Source organism: Leucobacter chromiireducens subsp. chromiireducens (genome assembly GCF_016758255.1).
GTDB lineage: Bacteria > Actinomycetota > Actinomycetes > Actinomycetales > Microbacteriaceae > Leucobacter > Leucobacter chromiireducens.
In genome coordinates, this window is record NZ_QYAD01000005.1 from 21,659 (window position 1) to 43,849 (window position 22,191).

The following is a 22,191-nucleotide window of genomic DNA, read 5'->3' on the forward strand; positions in this document are numbered from 1 at the left end:
ATCGTGTCACCGAAAAACCGTTCCGCACTGATTGGCATCCTGATTGCCCTCCTCCTGGGCGGCGTCGTTGCGATCGCCGGATCAGCGGGCGGCGCTGCTCTGGGCGGAGTTCCGCTCTTCGCGCTCGCGGTCCTTGCCGCGTACGTGGTGCAGCTGCTCGCCTTCATCCCCGCTGCGCTGCTCCAGAGTGAACGCTTCTTCGACCTCACGGGAGCGCTCACCTACATCGGAGTCTCGATCGCGTTGGTGCTCCTCGCCCCGGCACCAGACCTTCGGGGCCTGGTCCTCGCAGCGATGGTGATCATCTGGGCGGCGCGACTTGGCTCGTTCCTCTTCCTCAGAGTCCGCCGAGCGGGTGAGGATGACCGCTTCGCCGAGATCAAGCAGCAGCCGCTGGTATTCCTTCGCGTGTGGGTGATTCAGGGGCTCTGGGTGAGCGTCACTGCCTCCGCAGCCTGGATTGCGCTGAGCGGTGACGCTGCGGAGCGCGCGCCCATGAACTGGCTCGCCATCGTCGGCGTTGTGGTGTGGCTTGCGGGCTTCGCGTTCGAAGTGATTGCCGATCTTCAGAAGTCTGCGTTCAAGGCCGACCCGCGAAACGCGGGGAAATTCATTCGCTCAGGCCTCTGGTCGACGTCCCGACACCCCAACTACTTCGGGGAGATCCTGCTCTGGATCGGCGTGTTCCTGGTCGCTGCGCCAGTGCTGAGCGGCTGGCAATGGATCGCACTGCTCTCGCCGATTCTGGTGGCCGTGCTGCTCACCCGCGTGAGCGGGATCCCGCTGCTCGAAGCGAAAGCTGAGAAGCGCTGGGGCGGGCAGCCCGACTACGAGGCGTACACGAGTGAGACACCGGTCTTGATCCCACGGCTTCCGCGCCGCGGGAATCGTCCCTAAAGCTTGGTGCCCCCGGCAGGATTCGAACCTGCGACCGACGGATTAGAAGGCCGTTGCTCTATCCACTGAGCTACGGAGGCGACCATACGAGCGTACACCGCGCGCGGGAGATGCTTCGACGCGTCGCCTCGACTCCGCCCGGACCGGCGGGCTACTGGCCCTTCGCGGCTGCCTTGGCGGCCCGCTTCGTCTCGCGCACGAGCTGCAGGGTCTCCGGCGAAGTGATGTCGGCAACGCTCCGGTACGAGCCCTCCTCGCCATACGGGGCGGATGCCTCGCGCCATCCTTCGCCGGCGAAGCCGCGTTGCTTTCCGAGCAGCGCGAGAAAGATCTTCGCCTTCTGCGGCCCGAACCCAGGGAGAGTCTGCAAGCGCTTCAGCACGGTCGGCCCGTCGGGGGAGTCGCGTGTCCAGATCGCCGCCGCATCTCCGCCCCACTCGTCGACGAGCACCTGGCAGAGCGCCTGGGTGCGGCCGGCCATTGACCCGGGGAAGCGATGCACAGCAGGTGTTTGCGAGAACGCGGCAGACACCAGATCGGGATCGGCTCCCGCGATCGCCGCGGCGTCGACCGCCCCGAGCCGCTGCTCGATCTTCAGCGGGCCAGAGAACGCGACCTCCATGGCAACCTGCTGGTCGAGCAGCATGCCGATGAGCAGCGCGAGCGGGTTCGCGGACAAGAGCGCGTCCGCAGCGGGATCATCAGTCAGGCGGAGTGTCATGGCGCGAGTATAAGTCGGGATCGCCCGGAGCGCACCCCTCGAATCCTGTGTGCTGCGCCGTGTTACTCGAAGCGGTTCACCATAGCGAGCGCCGCACGCTCGATGTAGTCGCGGAAGGCCGCATCGTGCATGGGGGAAAGCGCAGCCTCGTCGAGCGCGGCGTGCATGTGGCGCAGCCAGCGCTCCTTCGCATCGGGCGTCACCGCGAACGGCTGGTGTCGCATCCGCAAACGGGGATGCCCGCGCTCCTCCGAATAGCTCGTCGGCCCGCCCCAGTACTGCTCGAGGAACGCACGCAGCCGCCAGGTGGCGCCCTCCCAATCGTCCTGCGGGTACATCGGCGCGAGCACCTCGTCCTCGCGCACGCCGCGGTAGAACGCGCGTGCGATCACCTCGAAGGTCTCGGTGCCGCCGACCTGCGACCAGAGCGTCTCGGTGACCGCGGCGCCGTCGGATCCGGTCCGCAGCGTGAGACGCGGCGTCGGGGTGTTCGGAGTGGTGTCGGTCATGCGGTGCCTCCCGGCAGATTGGGGCGCTCATCGGAGAGCACGATGCCCTCGTCCTTGAACGCGCGGCGAATCTCCGCGCGGATGCCGCGCTGCACCTCCCATTGTGCCTCGGGGCGCGTGCGAACGGCGAGGCGCAGGGTGGCACGGTCGCCGAACACGCTCTCGAGACCGAGAACCTCGGGCTCGCCCGTGACCTTGCGGGCGTAGCGCTCGGAGGTGAGGAGCGCGCGCGCCGCCTGCACCATCACGTCGGACACATGGGTGAGATCCTGATCCGCGTCCACCGTCACGTCGATGAGCGCGCGCCCCCACCCCTGCGAAGAGTTGCCGAGGGTGAGGATCTCGCCGTTGCGAATGTGCCAGAGGGTGCCGTCGAGCGCGCGAACCTGCGTGACGCGGATGCCCACGTCCTCGACGGTGCCGCTAATCGTGTCGATTTGCACCACGTCGCCCACGCCCAACTGGTCCTCGAACACCATGAAGATGCCGTTGAGGATGTCCTTCACGATGTTCTGCGCGCCAAAGGCGAGACCCGCAGCGACAATGCCGGCTGAGGTGAGCACCGCGCCGAGGTCCACTCCCAGCTGCGCGAGGATCAAAATTAGGGCGGTGATCACCACCGTCCAGGAGATCACGTGCCGCCCGACGGTGCCGAGCGTGCGCGTGCGCTGCACGGCGCGCGCGTTCACGTAGGGCGCCGCCATGATCTCGGAAGTGGTCTCCACATCCTGTGCGCGCTTGACGCCGCGCACTACCTGTGTGACCGTGCGCATGAGGAGTCGGCGCAGCGCCCAGTTGGCGAGCCCCGCCACGACCACAATCACGGAGATGTTGATCGCCGTGTGATAAGTCTCGTAGAAGCTCGCGAGCGCCGCGCCGAACTCACTCATTACGCGCCCTGTGCTGCCTGGTCAGCCTGCTGCGCGCGCAGCGCCCGCTCGACCCCGGCGAGGTGCTCGGAGATCATGCGGCGAAGCGCTGCGGGTGCCGCGGGATTCGCGTCCAGCCACTGGCGGGTCGCCTCGGCGAGGGCCGCGTGCGCCAGCGGGGCCGGGTAGAAGCCCTCGATGAGTTCCTCGGCGATCGCGTAGCTGCGCGACTCCCACACGGGCGTCAGTGCCGCGAAGAAGCGCTCGACATACGGCTCGAGGAGCGTCACGTCGTGCGCACGCGTGAAACCGAGCCCCGTGGCGCGCACGATGGCGTTCGGCTTGTTCGCGTCATCGAACACCGACACCCACGCGGCCTCCTTGTCGGCTGCCGTGGGGAGCGCTGCGCGTGCGTGCGCAGCGGACTGGTTGCCACTCGCCGTACGATCCTCAGTGAGACGGGCCTCGATCTGTTCGAGCGAGCTGCGGCCGCCGGCGGCAAGCGCGATGAGCAGCTCCCAGCCGAGATCCGTGTCGATGTCGAGACCGTCGAGGGGGAGCGACCCGTCGAAGAGCCCCTGCACCGTGTCGAGCTGCTCGGTGCTCTCAGCCAGCTGGCCGAACGACTTGACGAACTGGAACTGGCGGTCGCTTCCGGGCTCGGCATCGACCGCGAGTCGCCAGAGCGCGTCGGCAACCTTCTCCAGGGTGGCTGCGCGGCGCTCAGGAGAGACGTAGCTCGAAGCGGAGAGCAGTAGCTGGCCGAGGAGCGTGCGCAGCGTGGTCGACGCGGACTCGTTGCCGATGTGTGCGAGCACGATGTCCACGAAGCGTGAGGCGGGGAACTCGGCGTCGCGCGTCGCGTCCCAGAGCGTGCCCCAGAGGAGCGCGCGAGCGAGCGAATCCTCGACACTGCCGAGCTTCGCGGCGGTCGTCTCAAGGGAACGCTCGTCCAGGCGGATCTTCGCGTACGTGAGATCGTCGTCGTTGAGCAGCAGCAGTTCGGGCTGCGCGACGCCCACAAGCGCCGGGACCTCGGTGCGCGGGCCATCGATATCGAGCTCGAGGCGCTGCAGGCGGCGGACACTGCCGTCATCGTCGGTGCCGTACAGGCCCACCGCGATGCGATGGGGTCGGATCGTCGGGTACTCGGCGATCGCGGTCTGCTCGATTGCGAAGCTCGTGTAGCTGCCGGTCTCGTCGAGCTCGAAGACGGGGCGCAGCGTATTGACGCCCGCGGTCTCGAGCCACTTCTTCGTCCAGTCGGAGAGGTCGCGGCCGGACTTCGCCTCCAGCTCGCGCATGAGGTCGGGGAGCTCGGTGTTGGAGTACTGGTGCTTCACGAAGTACTCGTGCACGCCCTGCATGAAGGGATCGCGGCCCACCCATGCGACGAGCTGCTTCAGCACCGAGGCGCCCTTCGCATACGTGATGCCGTCAAAGTTGACGAGCACGTCCTCGAGGTCGCGGATCTCGGCGACAATCGGGTGTGTCGACGGGAGCTGATCCTGGCGGTACGCCCACGACTTCTCCGAAGCAACAAACGTCGTCCAGCACTCGGTCCACTCGGTGGCCTCGGCGACACCGAGCGTGGACATGTACTCCGCGAACGATTCGTTGAGCCACAGGTCGTTCCACCAGCGCATGGTGACGAGGTCGCCGAACCACATGTGCGCGAGCTCATGCAGGATCGTGACGACCCGGCGCTCCCGCATCGCATCGGTGACCTGGCTGCGGAACACGTAGGCCTCGGTGAAGGTCACCGCGCCGATGTTCTCCATTGCGCCCATGTTGTACTCGGGAACGAAGAGCTGATCGTACTTGTCGAACGGGTAGGGGAAGTCGAACTGCTCCTCGAAGAAGGCGAAGCCCTCGCGGGTCTTCTCGAAGATGTAGTCGGCGTCGAGGTACTCCGAGAGCGACTCGCGGCAGAAGACGCCGAGCGGAATCGTGCGGCCATCGCGGCTCGTGAGCTCCGAGCGCACCTCGGCGTAGGGGCCGGCAATGAGCGCGGTGATGTAGCTGGACATCACGGGAGTGGGCTCAAACGTCCACGTCGCGATCTCCTGCTCCGCCCAGTCGGCACCCTGCGCAGCAGCCTTGGTGCCAGCCGAAACGGCGGCGGGAGTGGGCTGGTTCGAGACGACCTTCCAGCGCGCGGGCGCCGTGATGGTGAACGCGAAGGTGGCCTTGAGATCGGGCTGCTCGAACACCGCGAACATCCGGCGCGAGTCGGGCACCTCGAACTGTGAGTACAGGTACACCTCGCCGTCGGCGGGGTCCACAAAGCGGTGCAGGCCCTCGCCCGTGTTGGTGTAGCGCTGCGTCGACTCGATTACCACGGTGTTTTCGGCGGCGAGTCCGGGCAGCTGAACGCGGGAGTCCGCGAACACGGCTGCGGGATCCAGCTCGACCCCATTGAGCGCGACCCGCTCAACCGAGTCTGCGATGAGGTCAACAAAAGTGTCGGCGCCCGCGGTGCCGGTGAAGTGGATCGTCGTGGCCGCGGTAAACGTCTCCGGACCGGTGGTGAGATCGAGCGCCACCTCGTAGCGCTGCGTTGCGACGACTGCGGCCCGCTCCTGGGCCTCGACGCGGGTGAGGTTCGTTCCTGGCACGTACTGCTCCTGACGAGTAAACGGTTGTGACGACTCCCACCTTATGCCCGCCGCCCCCGGGTAGGCTGGCGACATGAACGCTGCGCAGCCGATTCCCGAGAAGCCCGAGGTCGAGTTCTGGTTCGACCCCATCTGCCCCTGGTGCTGGATGACCAGCCGGTGGGCGAGCGAAGTCGCTGAGGCTCGCGGGTTCGAGATCACCTGGCACCCGATCAGCCTCGCGATTCTCAATGAGGGCAACGAGCCGAACGATCACACCCCGCACCACCTCGCCGGGCAGCGGCTGGGGCGCGTTGTAGAGGCGGCGCGTGTGGCGCACGGTCAGGACGTAGTGGGCCCGCTGTATACCGCCTTCGGTGCGCGCATTCACCCGGGCGCCCGCACAGACACTGACGCGATCATCGCCGAGGCGCTCGCCGAGTTGGGGCTCGATGCCGCGCTCGCCGCCGCTGCGGACACCGAGGCCTCCGATGCGACGCTGCGGGCCAACACTGATCACGCGATGGCGATCGCGGGCCCCGATGTGGGCGTGCCGATCATCTCGGTCAATGGCAACGCGTTCTTCGGGCCGGTCGTGACACCTGCTCCGACTGGGGAGACGGCGCTGCGGCTCTGGGACGGCATCGTTGCTGCCGCGAGCGTGCCTGGCTTCTACGAGCTCAAGCGCGGTCGGAGCGCCGGGCCGCAGTTCTAGCGAAGGCGCTCGCGCCGCTAGGATTGACCCCATGCGCATCCATGTAGCCACTGACCACGCCGGACTCGAATTTAGCCAGCAGCTGCAGCAGCATCTGCAGGGCCTCGGGCACGAGGTTATTGACCACGGGCCCGCCGAGTATGACGCGCTCGATGATTACCCCTCGTTCTGCATCAACGCGGCAATCGGCGTTGCGCAGGATCAGCGCGCGGGCGTGGAAGCGCTCGGCGTGGTCTTCGGCGGCTCGGGGAACGGCGAGCAGATCGCCGCGAACAAGGTTGCCGGGATCCGGGCGGCGCTCGTGTGGAACGACTCGACCGCCGAGCTCGCGCGCGAGCACAACAATGCGAACGTCATCTCCATCGGCGCCCGCCAGCACCCCGTGGAAGACGCGATCCGGTTCATCGAGCTGTTCATCAATACGCCGTTCCCCGGGGATGAGCGTCACGTGCGCCGGATCGCGCAGCTCGGCGAGTACGAGCAGACGGGCGATATCGCCGGCAAGCACGTCGACCAGCTGGGTTAAGCATGCCTGAGGGGCATTCTGTTCACCGCATTGCGCGGCAGTTTGGCGTGAACTTCGTCGGCGAGCACCCAGCGGTGTCGAGTCCGCAGGGACGCTTTGCGCAGGGCGCTGCGCTCCTCGACGGGCGCAATGTGCTCGATGCGCGCGCGGTCGGGAAGCAGATGTTCCTCGAGTTCGAGGGGGATCAGTGGCTGCGCGTGCACCTCGGGATCTACGGTGCATGGGACTTCTCCGGTGAGGTGCGAATCGACTCGTCGATTCAGATCCACGGGCAGACCCCCGGCCACTCGCGGCTCGGACAGAACGGGGAGAACTCGGGTCCCGGTAACCATGTTGACCGCGACGCCGAGGACTCGGTGACCTCCATCGGGGCGCCCAGGCGGACCCGCGTGCGTATGGCGGAGACCGACAAGGAATCGGCTGCGTCAGAGTCCTTCCCGCCTGAACCCGTGGGGCAGGTGCGCGTGCGGCTCCTCACCGACACCGTGTGTGCCGATCTCCGCGGCCCGACCGCCTGCGAGGTGCTCACACCAGCAGAGGTCGATGCGGTCGTGCAGCGGTTGGGGCCTGATCCCGCAAACGCGAATACGCCGGCCGAACGCGCGCGATTCGTGGAGCGCGCGGGGAAGAAGAAGACGCCGATCGGCCTCGTGCTCATGGATCAGTCCGTCGTGGCGGGCATTGGCAACGTGTACCGAGCTGAGATGCTCTTCCGAGCCGAGCTCAATCCCCACACTCCGGCGAACACGCTGGATCGCACCGTGCTTGAGGCGCTGTGGGACGACTGGGCGGAACTTCTCGAGATCGGGATCACGGTCGGGCAGATGATCACGATTGATGGTCTTGAGGGCGAGGCGTATCAGCGGGCCCTGGTCGAGCGAGATGAACGCCACTGGGTGTACAAGCTCGAGGGGACGCCGTGCAAGCGTTGCGGCGCGAACATCATTCTCGAGGAGTTTGGCGCGCGCAAGCTGTACTGGTGCCCGGGCTGCCAGCACTAGTTCTCCCCGAGGGAGCTAGCCGACTGAGGCGAGCGCGAACGGGAGCACTGCGGGCGCCCCGGCCCGCCGCAGTTCGCGCGCTGCGACGGTGAACGACCAACGGCTGTCTACGAGATCGTCGACAAGCAGCAGGGGGCCCGGCGCCTGGGCGACCACGGCAGCGAGTTCCGGGCCCACGCTCCACCGGCCCCACACGGACGCGAGCCGAAACGCGCTGTTGCCGCCCGGGCCGCCGGCTGGCCGGTCGTCTGCGAAATCGAGGGTGCCCAGGAAGGGCAACTTGCCGCGCTCCGCGATGGTCGCAGCGGTGCTGCTGATCAGCGTGGGGCGCGTGAATGACGGCATTGCGACAATACCGACAGGCCGCTCGGCCCAGGGCCAGTCGCGGAGCGTGGTGAGCACCGCCGCGAGCAGCGCTTCGGGGAGCGGCTGATCCGCTGCGCCGGGCGCGAGGAGTTCGCGCAGCGGTCCGCCCCATCCGAGGTCGGTGAGTCGGGCGACGACCCGCCCCGGCTCGGCGCGCTCGTTCGCCGCGATCCGCCCCCGCACGGGGAGGCCTCGCCGGTCTGCGCCGGTGGGCCACTGCCCGCGGGGGTCAACCGGCACGCCTGCCTGCTGCAGGCGGCTCGTTGCCCGCGCGGTCGCGCCCGCGGCAACCTCAGCGGGGTACCACGGCCCAGCACAGACGTCGCAGCGACCGCAGTCTGCCGCGGTGGGATCGTCGAGTTCGCGCTGCAGCTCAGCCATACGGCACGCGTCGCCGCGTTCGTACCTCAGCATGGCCTCCTGCTCCGCCTCCCGGGCCGCAGCGATGCGGCGGTACCGCTCAGCGTCGTAGTGCCACGCCGCAGCGGTTGCCACCCACCCGCCGGCAACACGGTTCACCGCCCCATCGACATCGAGCACCTTGAGCAACAGCTCAAGCTGCGTGCGTCGCAAGTCGACGCGGGCCTCCAGAGCCGGTGTTGACAGTGGCGGCGCATCCGGGGCGCCGAGCGCCTCGATGACCGCCCGCGCGCGTTCGGGATCTGGCATCGACGAGGTGGCAAAGTACTGCCAGATCGCCTGGTCCTCAGCGCCGGGGAGCAGCAACACATCGGCGTGCGCGGTGCCACGCCCGGCTCGACCCACCTGCTGGTAATACGCGACGGGGGAGGACGGCGCCCCGAGGTGCAGCACGAATCCCAGGTCCGGCTTGTCGAACCCCATGCCCAGAGCACTCGTCGCGACGAGCGCTTTCACCTCGTTGTTCTTCAGCGCGGACTCGAGTCGCGCCCGTTCCTCCGGGTCAGTTCGGCCGGTGTACGCCGCGACCTCGTAGCCAGCATCGCGGAGGAGAAGTGCGGTGTCCTCCGCGGCGGACACGGTGAGGGCGTACACGATCCCGCTTCCGGTGAAGCCGCCCAGGTGCTCCACGAGCCAGGCAAGCCGAGTCTCCGCGGAGGGGAGCCGAAGGCAGCCGAGTCGCAGCGAGTCACGAGCGAGCGTGCCCCGCAGCGTGAGCACGTCGCTGCCCAGTTGCTCGACCACATCAGCGACAACGCGGGCATTGGCGGTCGCCGTGGTCGCGAGCACCGGGACGTGCCGTTCGAGCCCCGCGAGCAGCGCGGCGATGCGCCGGTAGTCCGGGCGGAAATCGTGGCCCCAGTCAGAGATGCAGTGCGCCTCATCGATCACGAGCAGTCCCATCCGCGCCAGGATCGTGGGGAGTTGCGTGTCACGAAAGCGCGGATTATTCAGCCGCTCGGGGGAGACGAGGAGCACGTCGATCTCGTCCCGGGCAAGGCGCCCCTCAATCTCCTCCCACTCCTCGGCGGTCGCCGAGTTGATGGCGGCTGCGCGCACCCCGGCGCGCTCCGCCGCCGCCACCTGGTCTCGCATGAGCGCGAGCAGCGGAGACACGAGTAGCGTGGGCCCGGCGCCCCGTTCTCGAAGCAGCGCGGTCGCCACGAAGTAGACCGCCGACTTCCCCCACCCGGTGCGCTGCACCACAAGCGCCCGCCGCCCCTCATCGACGAGAGCGCTGATGGCCTCAAACTGGCCCGGATGAAACTCTGCCGTGGCGGCACCGGTGAGCTGCCGCAGCACCGTCAGCGCTTGCGAGTGAGTGGAAATCGCTGGATCTGCCATACCTCGATCTTCTCAGTCGCCACCGACGTGCGCACGGGGCTTCCCGCAAGCTGCCCCACAACTGCGCAAGAACGGTCATGCGCATGTCCTGTGAGCGAGTCAGACTGGAGGCATGACCACATCAGAGCCTGATCGCCTTCGCGAACTCCTTGATGCTGTGCTCGCGGAACCCAATCGCACGCTCGACGAGATGGCGGGAGCAGCGCACGCCTCGCGTTTCCATTTCGCGCGGACGGTCTCGGCTGCCGCCGGAGAGTCGCCGGCGGCGCTCCGCCGACGCGTGCTCCTTGAGCGTGCAGCCTGGCAACTGAGCGATGGGGCGCGCGTGATCGACGCCGCGCTCTCGGCGGGCTATGACTCTGCGGAGGGCTTCAGCCGCGCGTACACCCGCGCGTTCGGCGCTCCGCCGAGCGTTCACGGCGCTGGGCACTGGCTGCCGAGTGCCAACGGTATTCACTTCCACCCACCGATGTCGATTTGGATCGAGGAGCAGCGTACCGCGAGCAGTCCGCTGCTTGAGCAGCAGCTCCTCCACGATGCCGACGATACCGCCGCGCTCATCGCATACGCGGCGACGCTCCCGGCCGAGGTGGTCATGCACGCGCAGCGGCCTGGCCAGCGCGTGCTCGACTGGACGGGTGAGGAAGCGAGCATCGCCGCGGTGCTCGCTGGTCTGGTGGGCGCCAAGGAAATCTGGCTCGCGGTGGTTGAGGGGCGCATTCAGCCGAAGGCGCCCGCGCTGAACTCGCCGAAGCTCCTTGCTGAACTCGCTGAGCGGCACGCGGCGGTGTCCGCCGCGTGGACCGCGAGAGTCCGCGAGATTGATCGGAAGGGGGCCTGGCAGGACCGCGTGATCGACGCGCTCTGCGAGCCTCCCGAGAGCTTCCAGCTGAGCGGGGTCGTCGCACACGTGCTGCACTATGCCGCCCATCGCCGCGAACTTGCACGAGGCATGCTCGCGGAGCACGGACTCGAACGCGATGGCGGCGATCCCATCCTCTGGCTTCGCGCGCGCCGCGGCGAGGCGTAGCCAGTCTCGCCCCACTCTGAACTCAACGAAAGGACTCCCACATGTCTCGACTGATCTACTACGTTGCGTCATCCCTCGACGGCTTCATCGCCGATGAGAACGATTCACTTGACTGGCTGCTGTCGCAGGAGCAAGTGCCGGGCGGAGGGAACGACTACGAGCAGTTCATTCCCGGCATCGGCGCCATCGTGATGGGCTCCACCACCTACGAGTGGGTACTCGCGAACGGCGGGTGGAGCTATGACGTCCCCGCGTGGGTCCTCACGAGCCGGGATCTCGCTCCACCTGCCCCGAGCGCGAGCGGCGCGACGCCGGACGTGCGCTTCGCGAACGGCTCGGTCGCCGATGTCTACGCCGAAATGTTTGCGGCAGCAGACGGGCGAGACCTGTGGGTCGTCGGCGGCGGTGATCTCGCTGGCCAGTTCGCCGATGCCGGGCTCCTCGACGAGGTGCAACTGTCGATCGCGCCAGTGACGCTTGGCGCGGGGCGCCCGCTCCTGCCACGACGCCTCGATCTCGAGCTGACTGAGCACGGCACGAACGGCGCCTTCCTCACCGCCCGCTACCGCGTCGCCGCGCCGAAGCACGGTGATGCGGCTTCGCCTCTCGATGTGGCATAATTGATCCTTGTGCCACGGTGCGGCACTGCCGCGAGGGTCCGCACACACCGTGAGCCAACACCTCTTTAATACTTTGAAAATCCGCGTTCCGACTTGCGGCGGGCGCAGAGAGAGAACATCATGCAGAAGCTCGACCACGTCGATGCCGCGTCGCTCAAGAGCGACATCCCCGCCTTCCGTGCCGGCGACACCGTCAAGGTGCACGTCAACATCGTCGAGGGCAACCGCTCGCGTGTCCAGGTGTTCCAGGGCGTTGTGATCTCGCGTCACGGCGAGGGCGTTCGCGAGACCTTCACGGTCCGCAAGATCAGCTTCCAGGTGGGTGTGGAGCGTAAGTTCCCCGTGCACTCGCCCGCGATCGACAAGATCGAGGTCGTCACCCGCGGTGACGTTCGTCGCGCGAAGCTGTACTACCTGCGCGGCCTCACCGGCAAGAAGGCCAAGATCAAGGAGAAGCGCGACGCGTAAGCTGCGCACTGATTCCTGGGTACGTCATTCGACACGCCCGTGACGCTTTCAGGCTCCCTCCCGCCAGGGTATGGGAGCCTGAAGTGTCTCACCAGAGATGTTGCCCGCGCACTGCGCGAGCGGACGCCGCGCGAGCACCGCGCGGCCGATACAGCAAGGAGCGCACATGAGTGAGGCCGAGCACAGCGCAGGCGGTCGGACACGTCGAGGCGGGTTCATCGGGTTCGTGCGCGACCTGCTAGTGATCCTGATCGTCGCTTTCCTGGTGTCGTTCCTGCTCAAGACGTTCCTCGTGCGGAGCTTCTACATCCCATCGCCGTCGATGGAGCACACGCTCGAGGTGAACGACCGGATCCTGGTCAACCAGCTCGTCCCCAACGTGATGGACGTGGAGCGCGGCGACGTCGTCGTGTTCAAGGACCCGGGCGGGTGGCTCTACCCCCGCGGGGAGAACCCGCCGACCGGGTTTGAGAAGGTGCTGCAGACGCTCGGACTCGCCGCAGACACCAGTAACGAGTACGTCGTGAAGCGGGTCATCGGTGTGGGCGGCGACCGCGTGCAGTGCTGCGACGCGCAGGGCCGTGTCATGGTGAACGGTGTGCCGATTGACGAGACGTACATCGTGATTCCGCCGGGGGAGACACGCGCCTCCAAGATCGATTTTGATGTGACGGTGCCGGAGAACTCGATCTGGGTGATGGGCGACAACCGCTACCAGAGCAAGGACTCGCGCTACAACCAGGATCAGCCGGGCAAGGGCTTCGTGCCCGAATCGGAGATTGTGGGCCGCGCCTTCGTGCTGAACTGGCCGCTCGATCGCTTCACCTGGCTCGGCGTTCCCGAGGGGACGTTCACGGGCGTGGAGCAGGCGAAGGGTGACTGAGCCGAAGCCGGCGAAGCCCTCGAAGGACCCCACGCTCGACGTCGAGGCAGCGTACTTTGCCGACGGTGCGACCCTGGTCATCGGTCTCGACGAGGTGGGACGCGGCGCGATCGCGGGGCCCGTGGCGGTCGGCGCGCAGGTTGTCGTCGTGGGCACAGCAGAGTTCCCGGAGGGCCTGCGCGACTCCAAGCTGCTCAGCGAGAAGCGACGGGACGCCCTTGCGCCGCTCGTGCGCGAGTGGGGTCAGGGCGCCGTGGGGTTCGCGAGTGCGGAGGAGATCGACTCGCTCGGGATCACTGCGATGCTTGGCGCGGCGGCGCGTCGTGCGCTCCTCGCCCTCCACGAGCTCGGCGTGCCGGTCAATGATGCCGTGATCATTCTCGATGGTTCGCACGATTGGCTGAGCCCCGTGCTGAAGCGACCGCTCACGGTGCACACCCGTGTCGGGGCGGATCGCGCGTGCGCGAGCGTCGCCGCGGCGTCGGTGCGCGCGAAGGTGGAGCGCGACGCCGTGATGCGCGCCGCCCACGAGGAGCACCCCGAGTACGGCTGGGACTCGAACAAGGGCTACGGCTCGAAGGCGCACTATGCAGGGCTCGCGGCGGCGGGACTCACCGAGATGCACCGCGCTACCTGGATCAAATCCCTGCCCTGACCCCTCCGCTAAGCTGGAGGAATGAGCGCGCGTACCATCAGCCCGGAAGCTCCCATCGGGGTGTTTGACTCGGGTGTAGGTGGACTCACGGTGGCACGGGCGATCCGCGATCAGTTGCCCGGTGAATCGATGATCTACGTGGGCGACACCGCTCGCACGCCGTACGGTCCGCGCCCCATTGCTGAGGTGCGCCGCTTCGCGCTCGAGATTCTCGACGACCTGGTCGCGCAGGGGGTCAAGATGCTCGTGATCGCGTGCAACACCGCATCCGCGGCGGTGCTGCGAGACGCGCGCGAGCGGTACGACGTCCCGGTGATCGAGGTGATCGCGCCGACTGTGCGGAGCGCAGCTGCAATCACCCGGAATGGACGCGTGGGGTTGATTGGCACCCAGGGGACTATCCAATCGCGTGCCTACGACGATCTTTTTGCCATGCGCCCAGAGATCGCGCTCACGTCCGCCGCGGCTCCCCGCTTCGTCGAGTTCGCCGAGGCGGGCGAGACGAGCGGTCCGCGTGTTCATGCTGTCGCACAGCAGTACCTTGCGCCGCTCATCGCCGAGGGGATCGACACCCTCGTGCTCGGTTGCACGCACTATCCGTTCTTGCGCGGCGCGCTGCGTCAGGTCGTTGGCCCTGACGTCGCCCTCGTCTCGAGTGACCTTGAGACCGCGAGCGAGGTGTTCCAGACACTCACCGAGCGCGGCCTCTTGCGTCCCGCTGACGCGGGCGAGCCGACCGTGCGCTACGAAGCGACGGGGCCCGACACAGCGGCGTTTGTGACGCTCGCGCGGCGCATGCTCGGCAACAGCATCGAGCGCGTGGAGCGCGTGCAGACCGGCGCTATTCAGCTCCCGGGCTGACGCCCGCGGCGCCAAGATTTTCCCACCCTTCTCAGAGAGGTTCTCAACATGACTGAGCTCACCCGAGCAGACGGCCGCACCCCGGCCGAGATGCGACCCGTCACGATCGAACGTGGCTGGAGCGGACAGGCCGAGGGCAGCGCCCTCATCTCATTCGGCAACACCAAGGTGCTCTGCACCGCGTCCTTCACTCCTGGCGTGCCGCGCTGGCTGATGGGGAAGGGGACGGGCTGGGTCACTGCGGAGTACTCGATGCTGCCGCGCTCGACGAACGAGCGGATGCAGCGCGAGTCCGTGAAGGGCAAGATCGGCGGACGCACGCATGAGATCTCCCGGTTGATCGGGCGGAGCCTTCGAGCGGTCATCGACACGAAGGCGCTCGGCGAGAACACGATCGTGATCGACTGCGATGTGCTGCAGGCGGACGGTGGCACGCGCACGGCCTCGATCACTGGTGCGTACGTCGCCCTCGCGGATGCGATCGAGTGGGCGCGCGCGCAGGGTCACATCGCGCGGAAGGCGCAGCCGCTCACCGATAGCGTGGCCGCAGTGTCCGTCGGCATCGTGGGAGAGACCGCGATGAGCGACCTTGCGTACATCGAGGACTCCCGTGCAGAGACCGACATGAACGTCGTTGTGACCGGTTCGGGCGACTTCGTGGAGGTGCAGGGCACCGCTGAGGGAGTGCCGTTCAAGCGCGCGGAGCTCGACACGCTGCTGGACCTTGCGCTCGCGAGCGCGGGGGAGCTCAGCGAGCTGCAGCGCGCGGTTCTCTCTGAGGAGCGCTCCGCATGACCCAGCAATTGGTGCTCGCGTCGCACAACGCACACAAACTGACTGAGCTGCAGCGCATCCTCGGCCCCCTGATCCCGGGGATCGAGCTCATCGGCTACGACGGCCCCGAGCCGGTCGAGAACGGCACGAGCTTTGAAGAGAACGCGCTGTTGAAGGCGCGGGCCGCAGCGGAGCACACGGGACTCCCCGCAATTGCGGACGACTCGGGCATCGCGGTGGACGTGCTGGGTGGCTGCCCAGGCATTTTTTCCGCGCGCTGGGGTGGTCCCGCGCGCAGCGACACGGCAAACGTCGATCTTCTGCTGTGGCAGCTCAGCGACCTCGCGGACGAGCACCGCGCCGCGGGCTTCGTGTGCGCTGCGGCACTCGTCATCCCGGGAACCGACGGTGCCGCCCCTGAGGAGGTGTGCGAGCTCGGTGTCTGGAAAGGGTCTGTGCTTCGTGCGCCCGCCGGTGAGGGCGGCTTCGGCTACGACCCGGTTTTCCAGCCGGAGGGCAGCTGTCGCTCGGCTGCGGAGATGACCGCAGCAGAGAAGGATCAGCACTCGCACCGAACCCGCGCCTTCACCGCGCTTGCAGAGGAGATTCGCACGCGCCTGTAGGCGCCCCTGAACGCTGGCTTGTGTGGTCCCATGATCCGAGCCCGAGTGCCCCGCATCCGCGACGCCGGCACCCAACACACGCACGACACTATTTTCGACACCAGAGATGGAGATCTCACGATGACGGAAGAGCAGACGGGCGGCTTGGTCCGCCCCGACGTTTCCGAGGCCGACGCGGCCTCGATTGCGCGCGAGTGCTATGGGATCGAGGCGGTTGCGACCGAACTCGGCAGTAATCAGGACCGCAATTTTGTGCTGACCGAGGGGGATGGCTCGCGCAGTGTGCTGCGCGTCGACAATCCCGTGTTTACCGATCCCGAACGAGACGCGCAGCACGCAGCGCTCGAGGCGTACCGCGCGGCGGGCGTGCCGGTCGCAGCGGTGCTGCCTGGGCTCGACGGGGAGGAGACCCAGCGCTGGGGTGGCTTTGCCGTTCGCCGCAGTGAGTTCGCACCGGGCGCGCCCATGGTGGACCTCGGCTACTTCGCGCCGCGTGTGCTGGAGGAGTTCGGTGCGCTCGCGGCGGCCTCCGTGCGCGCCCTGGCTGAGTTGCAGCACCCGGGACTTGACCGCGACCACATGTGGGTGATGGCCGTGGCGCACGAGCAGACGCTCGCGCTCGCATCGGCGATTGCTGATGCGGAGATTCGGGAGCGCGTCGTGGACGCCGCGAACCGTGCGCAGTTCGCGCTCGAGGAGGTTGGGGCTGAGCTGCCCACGCAGGCAATCCACGGCGACCTCACCGACGACAACGTTACGGGGCTGCCGGGCGACGACTCGCGCGTACATCCACACACCGTGCTTGACCTGGGTGACCTCGCGTACGGCTGGCGGGTGGCTGAGCTCTCAGTGACCGCATCGTCGATGCTGCACCACGATCCCGAGCGGCCGCTGCGATTGCTCGATCTCATCGCCGCGTTCCATCGCGATGCCCCACTCTCGCCTGCGGAAGCTCGGGCGGTCTGGCCGCTCATCGTGCTGCGCGCCGCCGTGCTCGTGGCAAGCGGGTGGCGCCAGCTCGAGATCGACGGTGGCAATGAGTACGCGCGCGAACGGATTGCGGGTGAGCAGGCGATTTTCGACGCTGCGACCGCGCTGCCGCTCGCGGAAGCCACCGAACAGGTGCTCGTCCGATTGGGGTTCCATGGTGCTCCGAGCGCTGCCGGGCTGCAGCTGAGTGTCGCCCCCGGCGCCGGGTTGGAGCGCAGCGCTGCCGAACCACTCCGGTCGCTCTTGTCCGAGCTCGTCGGCACTGTGACTGTGCTCGACCCCGGCGTGGAGTCGGAGGCGCTGGCGGGTGGCGTCTGGCAGGAGACGCATGCGGAAGCGGAACTCGTTGCCAGCGCATGGACCACCGGCGCGGCCGCCGCGGTGCTTCCATACGGCGTGTACCGCCTTACCCGCACTGAGATCGATCGTGCATCGGGCGCCGCGAGCTGGCCGCTCGGCACTGAGGTGTGGGTGGCGGCGGGCGTTGCTGAGCTCGTGGCGGCACCCGCGGCGGGCGTGGTGCGCACGGTGACCGATCGTGGCCTGCTGCTTGAAACCGCTGGGGGCTGGATCCTTTCGATCGATGGCTTCGCGGTGGCATCGAGCGTGATGCCGGGGAGCGAGCTTGCCGCCGGCGCCACGCTGGGCGAGCTGCGCGCAGCCGACGCCGCTCGACCGCTCACCGTTGCGTTGGTGCGGAGCGACGCAGCCGAGGGGGCTGAGCCGCCGATCCTCTCGGTGCCGACGCCGGAACCCGGCCGCGCTCAGCTCGTCGAACCGGAACGCGTCGCGGCCTGGCGGCGCTTCACGCACGATCCGGCCGGGCTGCTTGCCCTGCCGGAGCTGGCACAGCGCGACGAGGCGGGCGATGAGCTTGCGCGCCGAGAGCAGATCTTCGCGAGCGCGCAGGAGCGGTACTACGAGCGCCCCATGCAGATCGAGCGGGGGTGGCGCCACCACCTGATCGACACGACCGGTCGTGCATACGTCGACATGGTGAACAACGTCACGGGACTGGGCCACGGCCACCCGGGCGTTGCCGACGCAGTGAATCGCCAGATCCGAGTGCTCAACACGAACTCGCGCTTCCTGTTCCGCGAGCTTGCAGAGTACAGCGAGCGCCTGCTTGCGCAGCTGCCCGAGGACTCTGAGCTCGACACCGTGTTGCTCGTGAACAGTGGTTCCGAAGCTGTTGACCTCGCGCTCCGTCTGGCACAGGCCGCCACCGGGCAGCGCACCGTTGTGGCGCTCCGTGAGGCATATCACGGCTGGACGATGGCCTCCGACGCGGTGACTACGAGCGCGTACGACAACCCGTACGCGCTGGAGAACCGGCCCGACTGGGTGCACGTCGCCGATGTACCGAACCGATTCCGCGGTACGTATCGTGGCGACGCCGCCGACCTGAGCGTCGGAGAGCGCTACGCCGCAGATCTCGGGGCCGATCTCGACGCGCTCGCGACGGAGGGCCGAGGTGTTGCCGCGTTCATCTGCGAGTCGGTACTGGGGAACGCGGGCGGCGTGATGCTGCCCGAGGGATACCTGCAAGCCGCCTATGAGCGAGTTCGCGCGGCCGGCGGGCTCTGCATCGCCGACGAGGTGCAGGTGGGCTTCGGACGCATGGGATCCTCGTTCTGGGGATTTGAGCAGTCGGGCGTGCGCCCGGACATCATCGCAATCGCGAAGCCGATGGGCAATGGCTTCCCGATCGGTGGCGTGATCACGTCGAAGCGGGTAGCGGATGCGCTGGCGTCGCAGGGGCAGTTCTTCTCGTCAGCTGGCGGAAACCCGTTGAGCTGCCGTGTGGGCATCGCGGTGCTCGACGCGATGGCCGAGGAGGGCCTCCAAGAGAACGCGCGCGTGGTGGGGGAGCACCTGGCGGCGGGCTTCCGTTCGCTCGCTGACCGGCACGCGCTGATCGGCCCGGTGCACGGTGAGGGCCTCTACCTCGGTGTCGAGCTCGTGCGCGACCGCGAGACGATGGAGCCCGCAGCCGCCGAGGCTGCCGCGATCTGCGAGCGTCTCAGGGAGCTCGGTGTCATCGTGCTCACCACCTCAGAGCGCTCAAACGTGCTGAAGGTGAAGCCACCGCTCTGCCTCACACGTGAGAGCGCCGACTTCGTGGTCGCGGCGCTCGACCGGGTGCTCACCGAGGGCTGGTAGTCGCAACAACCGCAGCGGGGCGCCAGACTCTTCGGTCTGGGGCCCCGCTGCGTTGTTTCCGGCGCTAGAGGCCGAGGATGGCGCGTGCGATCAGGAAGTAGATGATCAGGCCCGACGCGTCGACGAAGGTCGAGATGAAGGGGTTCGAGAACACTGCGGGGTCGACCTTCACCGCCCGAGCAATGAGTGGCATGCAGCCGCCCACCGCGGCAGCGAGCGTGCAGACGCACAGCAGCGTGAGCCCGATCACGAGTCCGATTTCCACCGAGTACGCAATCGAGGCGATCGTGAAGCCGATCGTGCCGAGCAGCAGGCCGAGGAGGCCGCCCGTACGCAGCTCTCGGGTGAGCACCCGCATGAAGTCGCGCGACTTCACATCGCCGAGCGCGAGCGCGCGGGTCACGGTAGTCGCGGCCTGGTTGCCGGTGTTGCCGCCCGTGCCGATCAGGAGGGGCACGAAGAGCGCGAGCACGGTGACCTGCTCGATCGTAGCCTCGAATACCGAGAGCACCTGCACCGTGAGCGTTGCACCAACGGCGAGCACCAGAAGCCACACGACGCGCGAGCGTACGAGGGTGCTCACCGGGGTGGACAGGTACGGGCGGCGCAGCGGCTCGGTGCCGCCCTGACGTGCAGCGTCCTCGCTCTCCTCGTGCTCGAGAATGCGGATCGCGTCGTCGATGGTCAGCATCCCCACGAGCCGGTTCTCGCGGTCGACGATCGGCATGGCGAGGAGCTTCAGGTCCGCGCAGCGACGCGCAGCCTCTTCCGCATCGGACGCGGCCTCGGCGGTGCGCGCGTCCTTCATGAGCTCGGCGACGGAGATATCGCCCTCGGCGCTCAGGAGATCGCGCAGGCTCACAATCCCCACCACGTGACGGGAGTCATCGAGCACCGGAATCGTGTAGACGGTTTCGGCGTCCTGCAGCCGCTCACGCACTCGCCGCATCGTCTCTTCGACGGTAAACGCGGCACGCGTTGACACGTACTCGAGCGACATGCGGCGACCGATGCTGTCTTGCGGGTAGCCGAGGAGTGCGGAGGTAAGCACGCGCTCGTGCTCGGGGAGACCGCGGAGCAGCCGGGTAGCGAGCGCGGCCGGCACCTCGTCGAGTAGCCACAGTCGATCGTCGTGATCGAGGTCGACGAAGAGCTGCGCAACCTCGGAGTCTTGCAGGCCGTGCAGCAGATCGCTCTGCAACGGCGGGTCGAGCAGCTCGAAGACCTCGGCAGCGCTGTCCTTCGGCAGCAGCCGATAGATCACGGCTCGCTGCTTTCGGCTCAGCCGCTCGAAGAGAGGCACGAGATCGGTCGCGGGAAGAGGCGCCAACACCTCGGTGAGGGCGGTCAGGTCACGCGCCGCGAACAGCTGCTCGATCGTGGTGGCCAGATCATCCATGTTCTGGATCTGGGGTGAGGTCATGGGTCGCTCCTTGCCGGCACGCACCGCCTAGGGTGCGCGGAAAATGATTCGGTCGCGCCCGGGGCGGGGCGTCCGAGGGTGCCGGACGACGTGCGGAACTCTACCTCTGGGTCCAAGGGGAGGGAACGGTCACCGCGTCCGGCTGCTGACTGCAACTGTCACTGGGCACGTACTCACCTCGCCTCGGTCGGTGTTCAGAACTCATTCAGTGCGACTCATCCGCGAAGAAACGCGTGCGCACAAGAACCACAGACCAGACTACCCCCTTGTCGGCTTGACTCGTCCCCTGGGGGGAGGGTTTACCGTGAGTTCAGACAGCTCAGTCGTGGAAGTGGAGGGAAAGATGCGGATCGGGGAGCTTGCGCGTCGCGCGGGAGTGTCGGTGAAGGCCGTGCGCTACTACGAAGAGATCGGCCTTCTCGCACCCGAACGCGACACGAACGGGTACCGGGACTTCGATGGCGCGGACCTCCGCGCAGTGCAAGAGATCCGAGCGCTCGCGGAGCTTGGGATCGCGCCCAGCCGTGCAGCTCCCTTCGTCGAGTGCCTGTCTGACGGGCACGAGCACGGCGACGAATGCGTCAGCTCCCTTGCTGCGTACCGCGACGCCATCGCCGAGCTGGATCGGGCCATTGCTGAGCTGAGCGCGCGGCGCTCCGAGCTTGCCCTGCGTCTCGACCGAGCCGCGGGCCGCGGCTTTGCGGCTGAGGCTCCCGTCGCTGAGCCCACCGCCGGTGAGCCCCCTGCCCCGGACTACACCGTCTTGCCCCCGGGGCTCCCGCAGCCGGAGGACGACGGTGCCGCACGGCACGTGCCCGGCCTCCCGCTGCCAGACCTCACGCTCGGGCGCTCAGACGGCGGGCGGCTGTCACTAGCTGGCCTCGGGACAGGTCGCACGATCATCTACGCCTATCCGCTATCCGGACGGCCGGGCACCGACCTTCCCGACGGCTGGGACGCGATTCCTGGCGCCCGTGGCTGCTCAACGGAGGCCTGCGACTTCCGTGATCACTTCACTGAGCTCCAAGAGGCGGGAGCGGCACGGGTGTTCGGGCTCTCGAGCCAGGATCCGGACTACCAGGCTGAGCTCTGCGAGCGGTTGCGCCTCCCGTTCCCGATGCTCTCGGATCCCGAGCTGCGTCTCGCCGATGCGCTCCGTTTGCCCACATTCGCTGCGCCCGGGCACCCACGGCTGTTCGCGCGAATCACCCTGGTGGTGCGCGATGGGCGAGTCGAGCACGTCTTCTACCCGATCTTTCCACCCAACACCCACGCGCAGCAGGTGCTCGCCTGGCTGCGTGACCACCCTGAGGAGGGGGAATGAGCTACAGCTCAACGTTTATCTTCGAGGCGCGCGAGCGCGGCGAAGAGTTCTATCGTCTTGACGACGAGATCGCGACACGCGCCCGTCAGATTCCGGGCTTTCTCGGTGAGGAACACTGGGTGAACCCCGAGAATGGGCTGCACTCCGAGGTGTACTACTGGGAGACGCTTGACGCGTTGCAGCAGTTGATCGGCATGGACACGCACGGGATCGCGAAGCGGCGCGCCGCTGAGTGGCTCGGACGCTATCGGGTCGTCATTGCCGAGGTGCGGGCCACGTACGGCGACCGCGAGCTGGGTCTCGCGCACACCCCGCTCGGCAATTGATCAGGAGCGCGCATTCCTCGCTTGCTAGCATCAAGGGCTTCGCGGCATCCTCACGATGGCCGCTTCGGAAACTGTGGGCAAGGAAC

Annotated in this window: 21 protein-coding genes and 1 tRNA gene; 15 read left to right on the forward strand and 7 right to left on the reverse strand. The window is 67.6% G+C overall.

What is annotated here, in order from left to right; translation table 11 throughout:
* Window positions 1–3 precede the first annotated feature (3 nt).
* A complete protein-coding gene (locus D3226_RS12870) occupies window positions 4–897 on the forward strand; it encodes a DUF1295 domain-containing protein (RefSeq protein ID WP_202383017.1) in 894 nt (297 codons plus the stop codon).
* A 4-nt stretch (window positions 898–901) separates the two neighbouring features.
* Here the strand turns inward: D3226_RS12870 and D3226_RS12875 are convergent.
* The 5 genes from D3226_RS12875 to pepN form a co-directional block, all read right to left on the reverse strand.
* Window positions 902–977, reverse strand: a tRNA-Arg gene (locus D3226_RS12875).
* 71 nt (window positions 978–1,048) lie between these two features.
* Entirely contained in the window at window positions 1,049–1,618 is a 570-nt protein-coding gene (locus tag D3226_RS12880) for an HhH-GPD-type base excision DNA repair protein (protein ID WP_202383018.1), read from the reverse strand.
* Between the two features lie 62 nt (window positions 1,619–1,680).
* Window positions 1,681–2,127, reverse strand: coding sequence for a globin (locus D3226_RS12885; RefSeq protein WP_202383019.1), 447 nt, complete (start codon window positions 2,125–2,127; stop codon window positions 1,681–1,683).
* The gene (locus D3226_RS12890) at window positions 2,124–3,017 is read right to left on the reverse strand and encodes a mechanosensitive ion channel family protein (RefSeq protein ID WP_202383020.1); all 894 of its coding nucleotides are present in this window, start codon (window positions 3,015–3,017) and stop codon (window positions 2,124–2,126) included. The genes D3226_RS12885 and D3226_RS12890 overlap by 4 nt, the downstream gene beginning before the upstream one ends.
* Window positions 3,017–5,614: an aminopeptidase N gene (gene pepN, locus D3226_RS12895; RefSeq protein WP_202383021.1), complete on the reverse strand. Its 2,598-nt coding sequence runs from the start codon at window positions 5,612–5,614 to the stop codon at window positions 3,017–3,019. The genes D3226_RS12890 and pepN overlap by 1 nt, the downstream gene beginning before the upstream one ends.
* Window positions 5,615–5,687: 73 nt before the next feature.
* Between pepN and D3226_RS12900 the strand changes: the two genes are divergently transcribed.
* Genes D3226_RS12900 through D3226_RS12910 form a run of 3 tightly spaced genes read left to right on the forward strand, consistent with a single transcriptional unit; the run spans window position 5,688 to window position 7,835 of the window.
* Window positions 5,688–6,308 (forward strand): mycothiol-dependent nitroreductase Rv2466c family protein, encoded by a 621-nt coding sequence (locus tag D3226_RS12900; protein ID WP_202383022.1) that lies wholly within the window; start codon window positions 5,688–5,690, stop codon window positions 6,306–6,308.
* A 31-nt stretch (window positions 6,309–6,339) separates the two neighbouring features.
* Window positions 6,340–6,834, forward strand: a complete 495-nt coding sequence (locus tag D3226_RS12905) for a ribose-5-phosphate isomerase (protein WP_202383023.1) — start codon at window positions 6,340–6,342, stop codon at window positions 6,832–6,834.
* 2 nt (window positions 6,835–6,836) lie between these two features.
* Window positions 6,837–7,835, forward strand: a complete 999-nt coding sequence (locus D3226_RS12910; RefSeq protein WP_202383024.1) for an Fpg/Nei family DNA glycosylase — start codon at window positions 6,837–6,839, stop codon at window positions 7,833–7,835.
* A gap of 15 nt (window positions 7,836–7,850) precedes the next feature.
* Here the strand turns inward: D3226_RS12910 and D3226_RS12915 are convergent, their stop codons facing one another.
* The gene (locus tag D3226_RS12915; protein WP_202383025.1) at window positions 7,851–9,965 is read right to left on the reverse strand and encodes a RecQ family ATP-dependent DNA helicase; all 2,115 of its coding nucleotides are present in this window, start codon (window positions 9,963–9,965) and stop codon (window positions 7,851–7,853) included.
* Window positions 9,966–10,077: 112 nt separating this feature from the next.
* Here D3226_RS12915 and D3226_RS12920 point away from each other — a divergent pair, with 112 nt between their 5' ends.
* The 9 genes from D3226_RS12920 (at window position 10,078) to D3226_RS12960 (ending at window position 19,032) form a co-directional block, all read left to right on the forward strand.
* Window positions 10,078–10,995, forward strand: a complete 918-nt coding sequence (locus tag D3226_RS12920) for a helix-turn-helix transcriptional regulator (RefSeq protein WP_202383026.1) — start codon at window positions 10,078–10,080, stop codon at window positions 10,993–10,995.
* Between the two features lie 41 nt (window positions 10,996–11,036).
* On the forward strand, window positions 11,037–11,615 hold the full coding sequence (locus D3226_RS12925; protein WP_202383027.1) for a dihydrofolate reductase family protein: 579 nt from the start codon (window positions 11,037–11,039) through the stop codon (window positions 11,613–11,615).
* A 120-nt stretch (window positions 11,616–11,735) separates the two neighbouring features.
* The gene (gene rplS, locus D3226_RS12930; protein WP_125099645.1) at window positions 11,736–12,083 is read left to right on the forward strand and encodes a 50S ribosomal protein L19; all 348 of its coding nucleotides are present in this window, start codon (window positions 11,736–11,738) and stop codon (window positions 12,081–12,083) included.
* Window positions 12,084–12,249: 166 nt separating this feature from the next.
* The gene (gene lepB, locus D3226_RS12935) at window positions 12,250–12,966 is read left to right on the forward strand and encodes a signal peptidase I (protein WP_202383028.1); all 717 of its coding nucleotides are present in this window, start codon (window positions 12,250–12,252) and stop codon (window positions 12,964–12,966) included.
* Complete coding sequence (locus D3226_RS12940; RefSeq protein ID WP_202383029.1) at window positions 12,959–13,621, forward strand: ribonuclease HII; 663 nt, start codon at window positions 12,959–12,961, stop codon at window positions 13,619–13,621. The genes lepB and D3226_RS12940 overlap by 8 nt, the downstream gene beginning before the upstream one ends.
* Window positions 13,622–13,642: 21 nt before the next feature.
* Window positions 13,643–14,482 carry a glutamate racemase gene (murI, locus tag D3226_RS12945; protein ID WP_202383030.1) on the forward strand — a complete coding sequence of 280 codons (840 nt, stop codon included), beginning with the start codon at window positions 13,643–13,645 and terminating at the stop codon, window positions 14,480–14,482.
* Window positions 14,483–14,530: 48 nt separating this feature from the next.
* Window positions 14,531–15,277, forward strand: a complete 747-nt coding sequence (gene rph / locus D3226_RS12950) for a ribonuclease PH (RefSeq protein WP_202383031.1) — start codon at window positions 14,531–14,533, stop codon at window positions 15,275–15,277.
* Window positions 15,274–15,879 (forward strand): non-canonical purine NTP pyrophosphatase, encoded by a 606-nt coding sequence (locus D3226_RS12955; RefSeq protein ID WP_202383032.1) that lies wholly within the window; start codon window positions 15,274–15,276, stop codon window positions 15,877–15,879. The genes rph and D3226_RS12955 overlap by 4 nt, the downstream gene beginning before the upstream one ends.
* Before the next feature lie 120 nt (window positions 15,880–15,999).
* Complete coding sequence (locus D3226_RS12960; RefSeq protein WP_202383033.1) at window positions 16,000–19,032, forward strand: aminotransferase; 3,033 nt, start codon at window positions 16,000–16,002, stop codon at window positions 19,030–19,032.
* A 64-nt stretch (window positions 19,033–19,096) separates the two neighbouring features.
* Here the strand turns inward: D3226_RS12960 and mgtE are convergent, their stop codons facing one another.
* Entirely contained in the window at window positions 19,097–20,455 is a 1,359-nt protein-coding gene (gene mgtE / locus D3226_RS12965; RefSeq protein ID WP_202383034.1) for a magnesium transporter, read from the reverse strand.
* 304 nt (window positions 20,456–20,759) lie between these two features.
* On the opposite strand from mgtE, the gene D3226_RS12970 reads away from it, so the two are divergent.
* Together D3226_RS12970 and D3226_RS12975 are read left to right on the forward strand one after the other, a co-directional pair.
* Entirely contained in the window at window positions 20,760–21,779 is a 1,020-nt protein-coding gene (locus tag D3226_RS12970; RefSeq protein ID WP_337249000.1) for a MerR family DNA-binding transcriptional regulator, read from the forward strand.
* Window positions 21,776–22,105, forward strand: a complete 330-nt coding sequence (locus D3226_RS12975) for an antibiotic biosynthesis monooxygenase family protein (RefSeq protein WP_202383035.1) — start codon at window positions 21,776–21,778, stop codon at window positions 22,103–22,105. Before D3226_RS12970 ends, D3226_RS12975 begins: the two co-directional genes overlap by 4 nt.
* Window positions 22,106–22,191 lie beyond the last annotated feature (86 nt).

Coding starts and splice junctions, on each gene's coding strand:
- D3226_RS12880 (WP_202383018.1), bottom strand. CDS start 1,618: ATGACACTCCGCCTGACTGATGATCCCGCTGCGGACGCGCTCTTGTCC.
- D3226_RS12885 (WP_202383019.1), bottom strand. CDS start 2,127: ATGACCGACACCACTCCGAACACCCCGACGCCGCGTCTCACGCTGCGG.
- D3226_RS12890 (WP_202383020.1), bottom strand. CDS start 3,017: ATGAGTGAGTTCGGCGCGGCGCTCGCGAGCTTCTACGAGACTTATCAC.
- D3226_RS12900 (WP_202383022.1), top strand. CDS start 5,688: ATGAACGCTGCGCAGCCGATTCCCGAGAAGCCCGAGGTCGAGTTCTGG.
- D3226_RS12905 (WP_202383023.1), top strand. CDS start 6,340: ATGCGCATCCATGTAGCCACTGACCACGCCGGACTCGAATTTAGCCAG.
- D3226_RS12910 (WP_202383024.1), top strand. CDS start 6,837: ATGCCTGAGGGGCATTCTGTTCACCGCATTGCGCGGCAGTTTGGCGTG.
- D3226_RS12915 (WP_202383025.1), bottom strand. CDS start 9,965: ATGGCAGATCCAGCGATTTCCACTCACTCGCAAGCGCTGACGGTGCTG.
- D3226_RS12920 (WP_202383026.1), top strand. CDS start 10,078: ATGACCACATCAGAGCCTGATCGCCTTCGCGAACTCCTTGATGCTGTG.
- D3226_RS12925 (WP_202383027.1), top strand. CDS start 11,037: ATGTCTCGACTGATCTACTACGTTGCGTCATCCCTCGACGGCTTCATC.
- rplS (WP_125099645.1), top strand. CDS start 11,736: ATGCAGAAGCTCGACCACGTCGATGCCGCGTCGCTCAAGAGCGACATC.
- lepB (WP_202383028.1), top strand. CDS start 12,250: ATGAGTGAGGCCGAGCACAGCGCAGGCGGTCGGACACGTCGAGGCGGG.
- murI (WP_202383030.1), top strand. CDS start 13,643: ATGAGCGCGCGTACCATCAGCCCGGAAGCTCCCATCGGGGTGTTTGAC.
- rph (WP_202383031.1), top strand. CDS start 14,531: ATGACTGAGCTCACCCGAGCAGACGGCCGCACCCCGGCCGAGATGCGA.
- D3226_RS12955 (WP_202383032.1), top strand. CDS start 15,274: ATGACCCAGCAATTGGTGCTCGCGTCGCACAACGCACACAAACTGACT.
- D3226_RS12960 (WP_202383033.1), top strand. CDS start 16,000: ATGACGGAAGAGCAGACGGGCGGCTTGGTCCGCCCCGACGTTTCCGAG.
- mgtE (WP_202383034.1), bottom strand. CDS start 20,455: ATGACCTCACCCCAGATCCAGAACATGGATGATCTGGCCACCACGATC.
- D3226_RS12975 (WP_202383035.1), top strand. CDS start 21,776: ATGAGCTACAGCTCAACGTTTATCTTCGAGGCGCGCGAGCGCGGCGAA.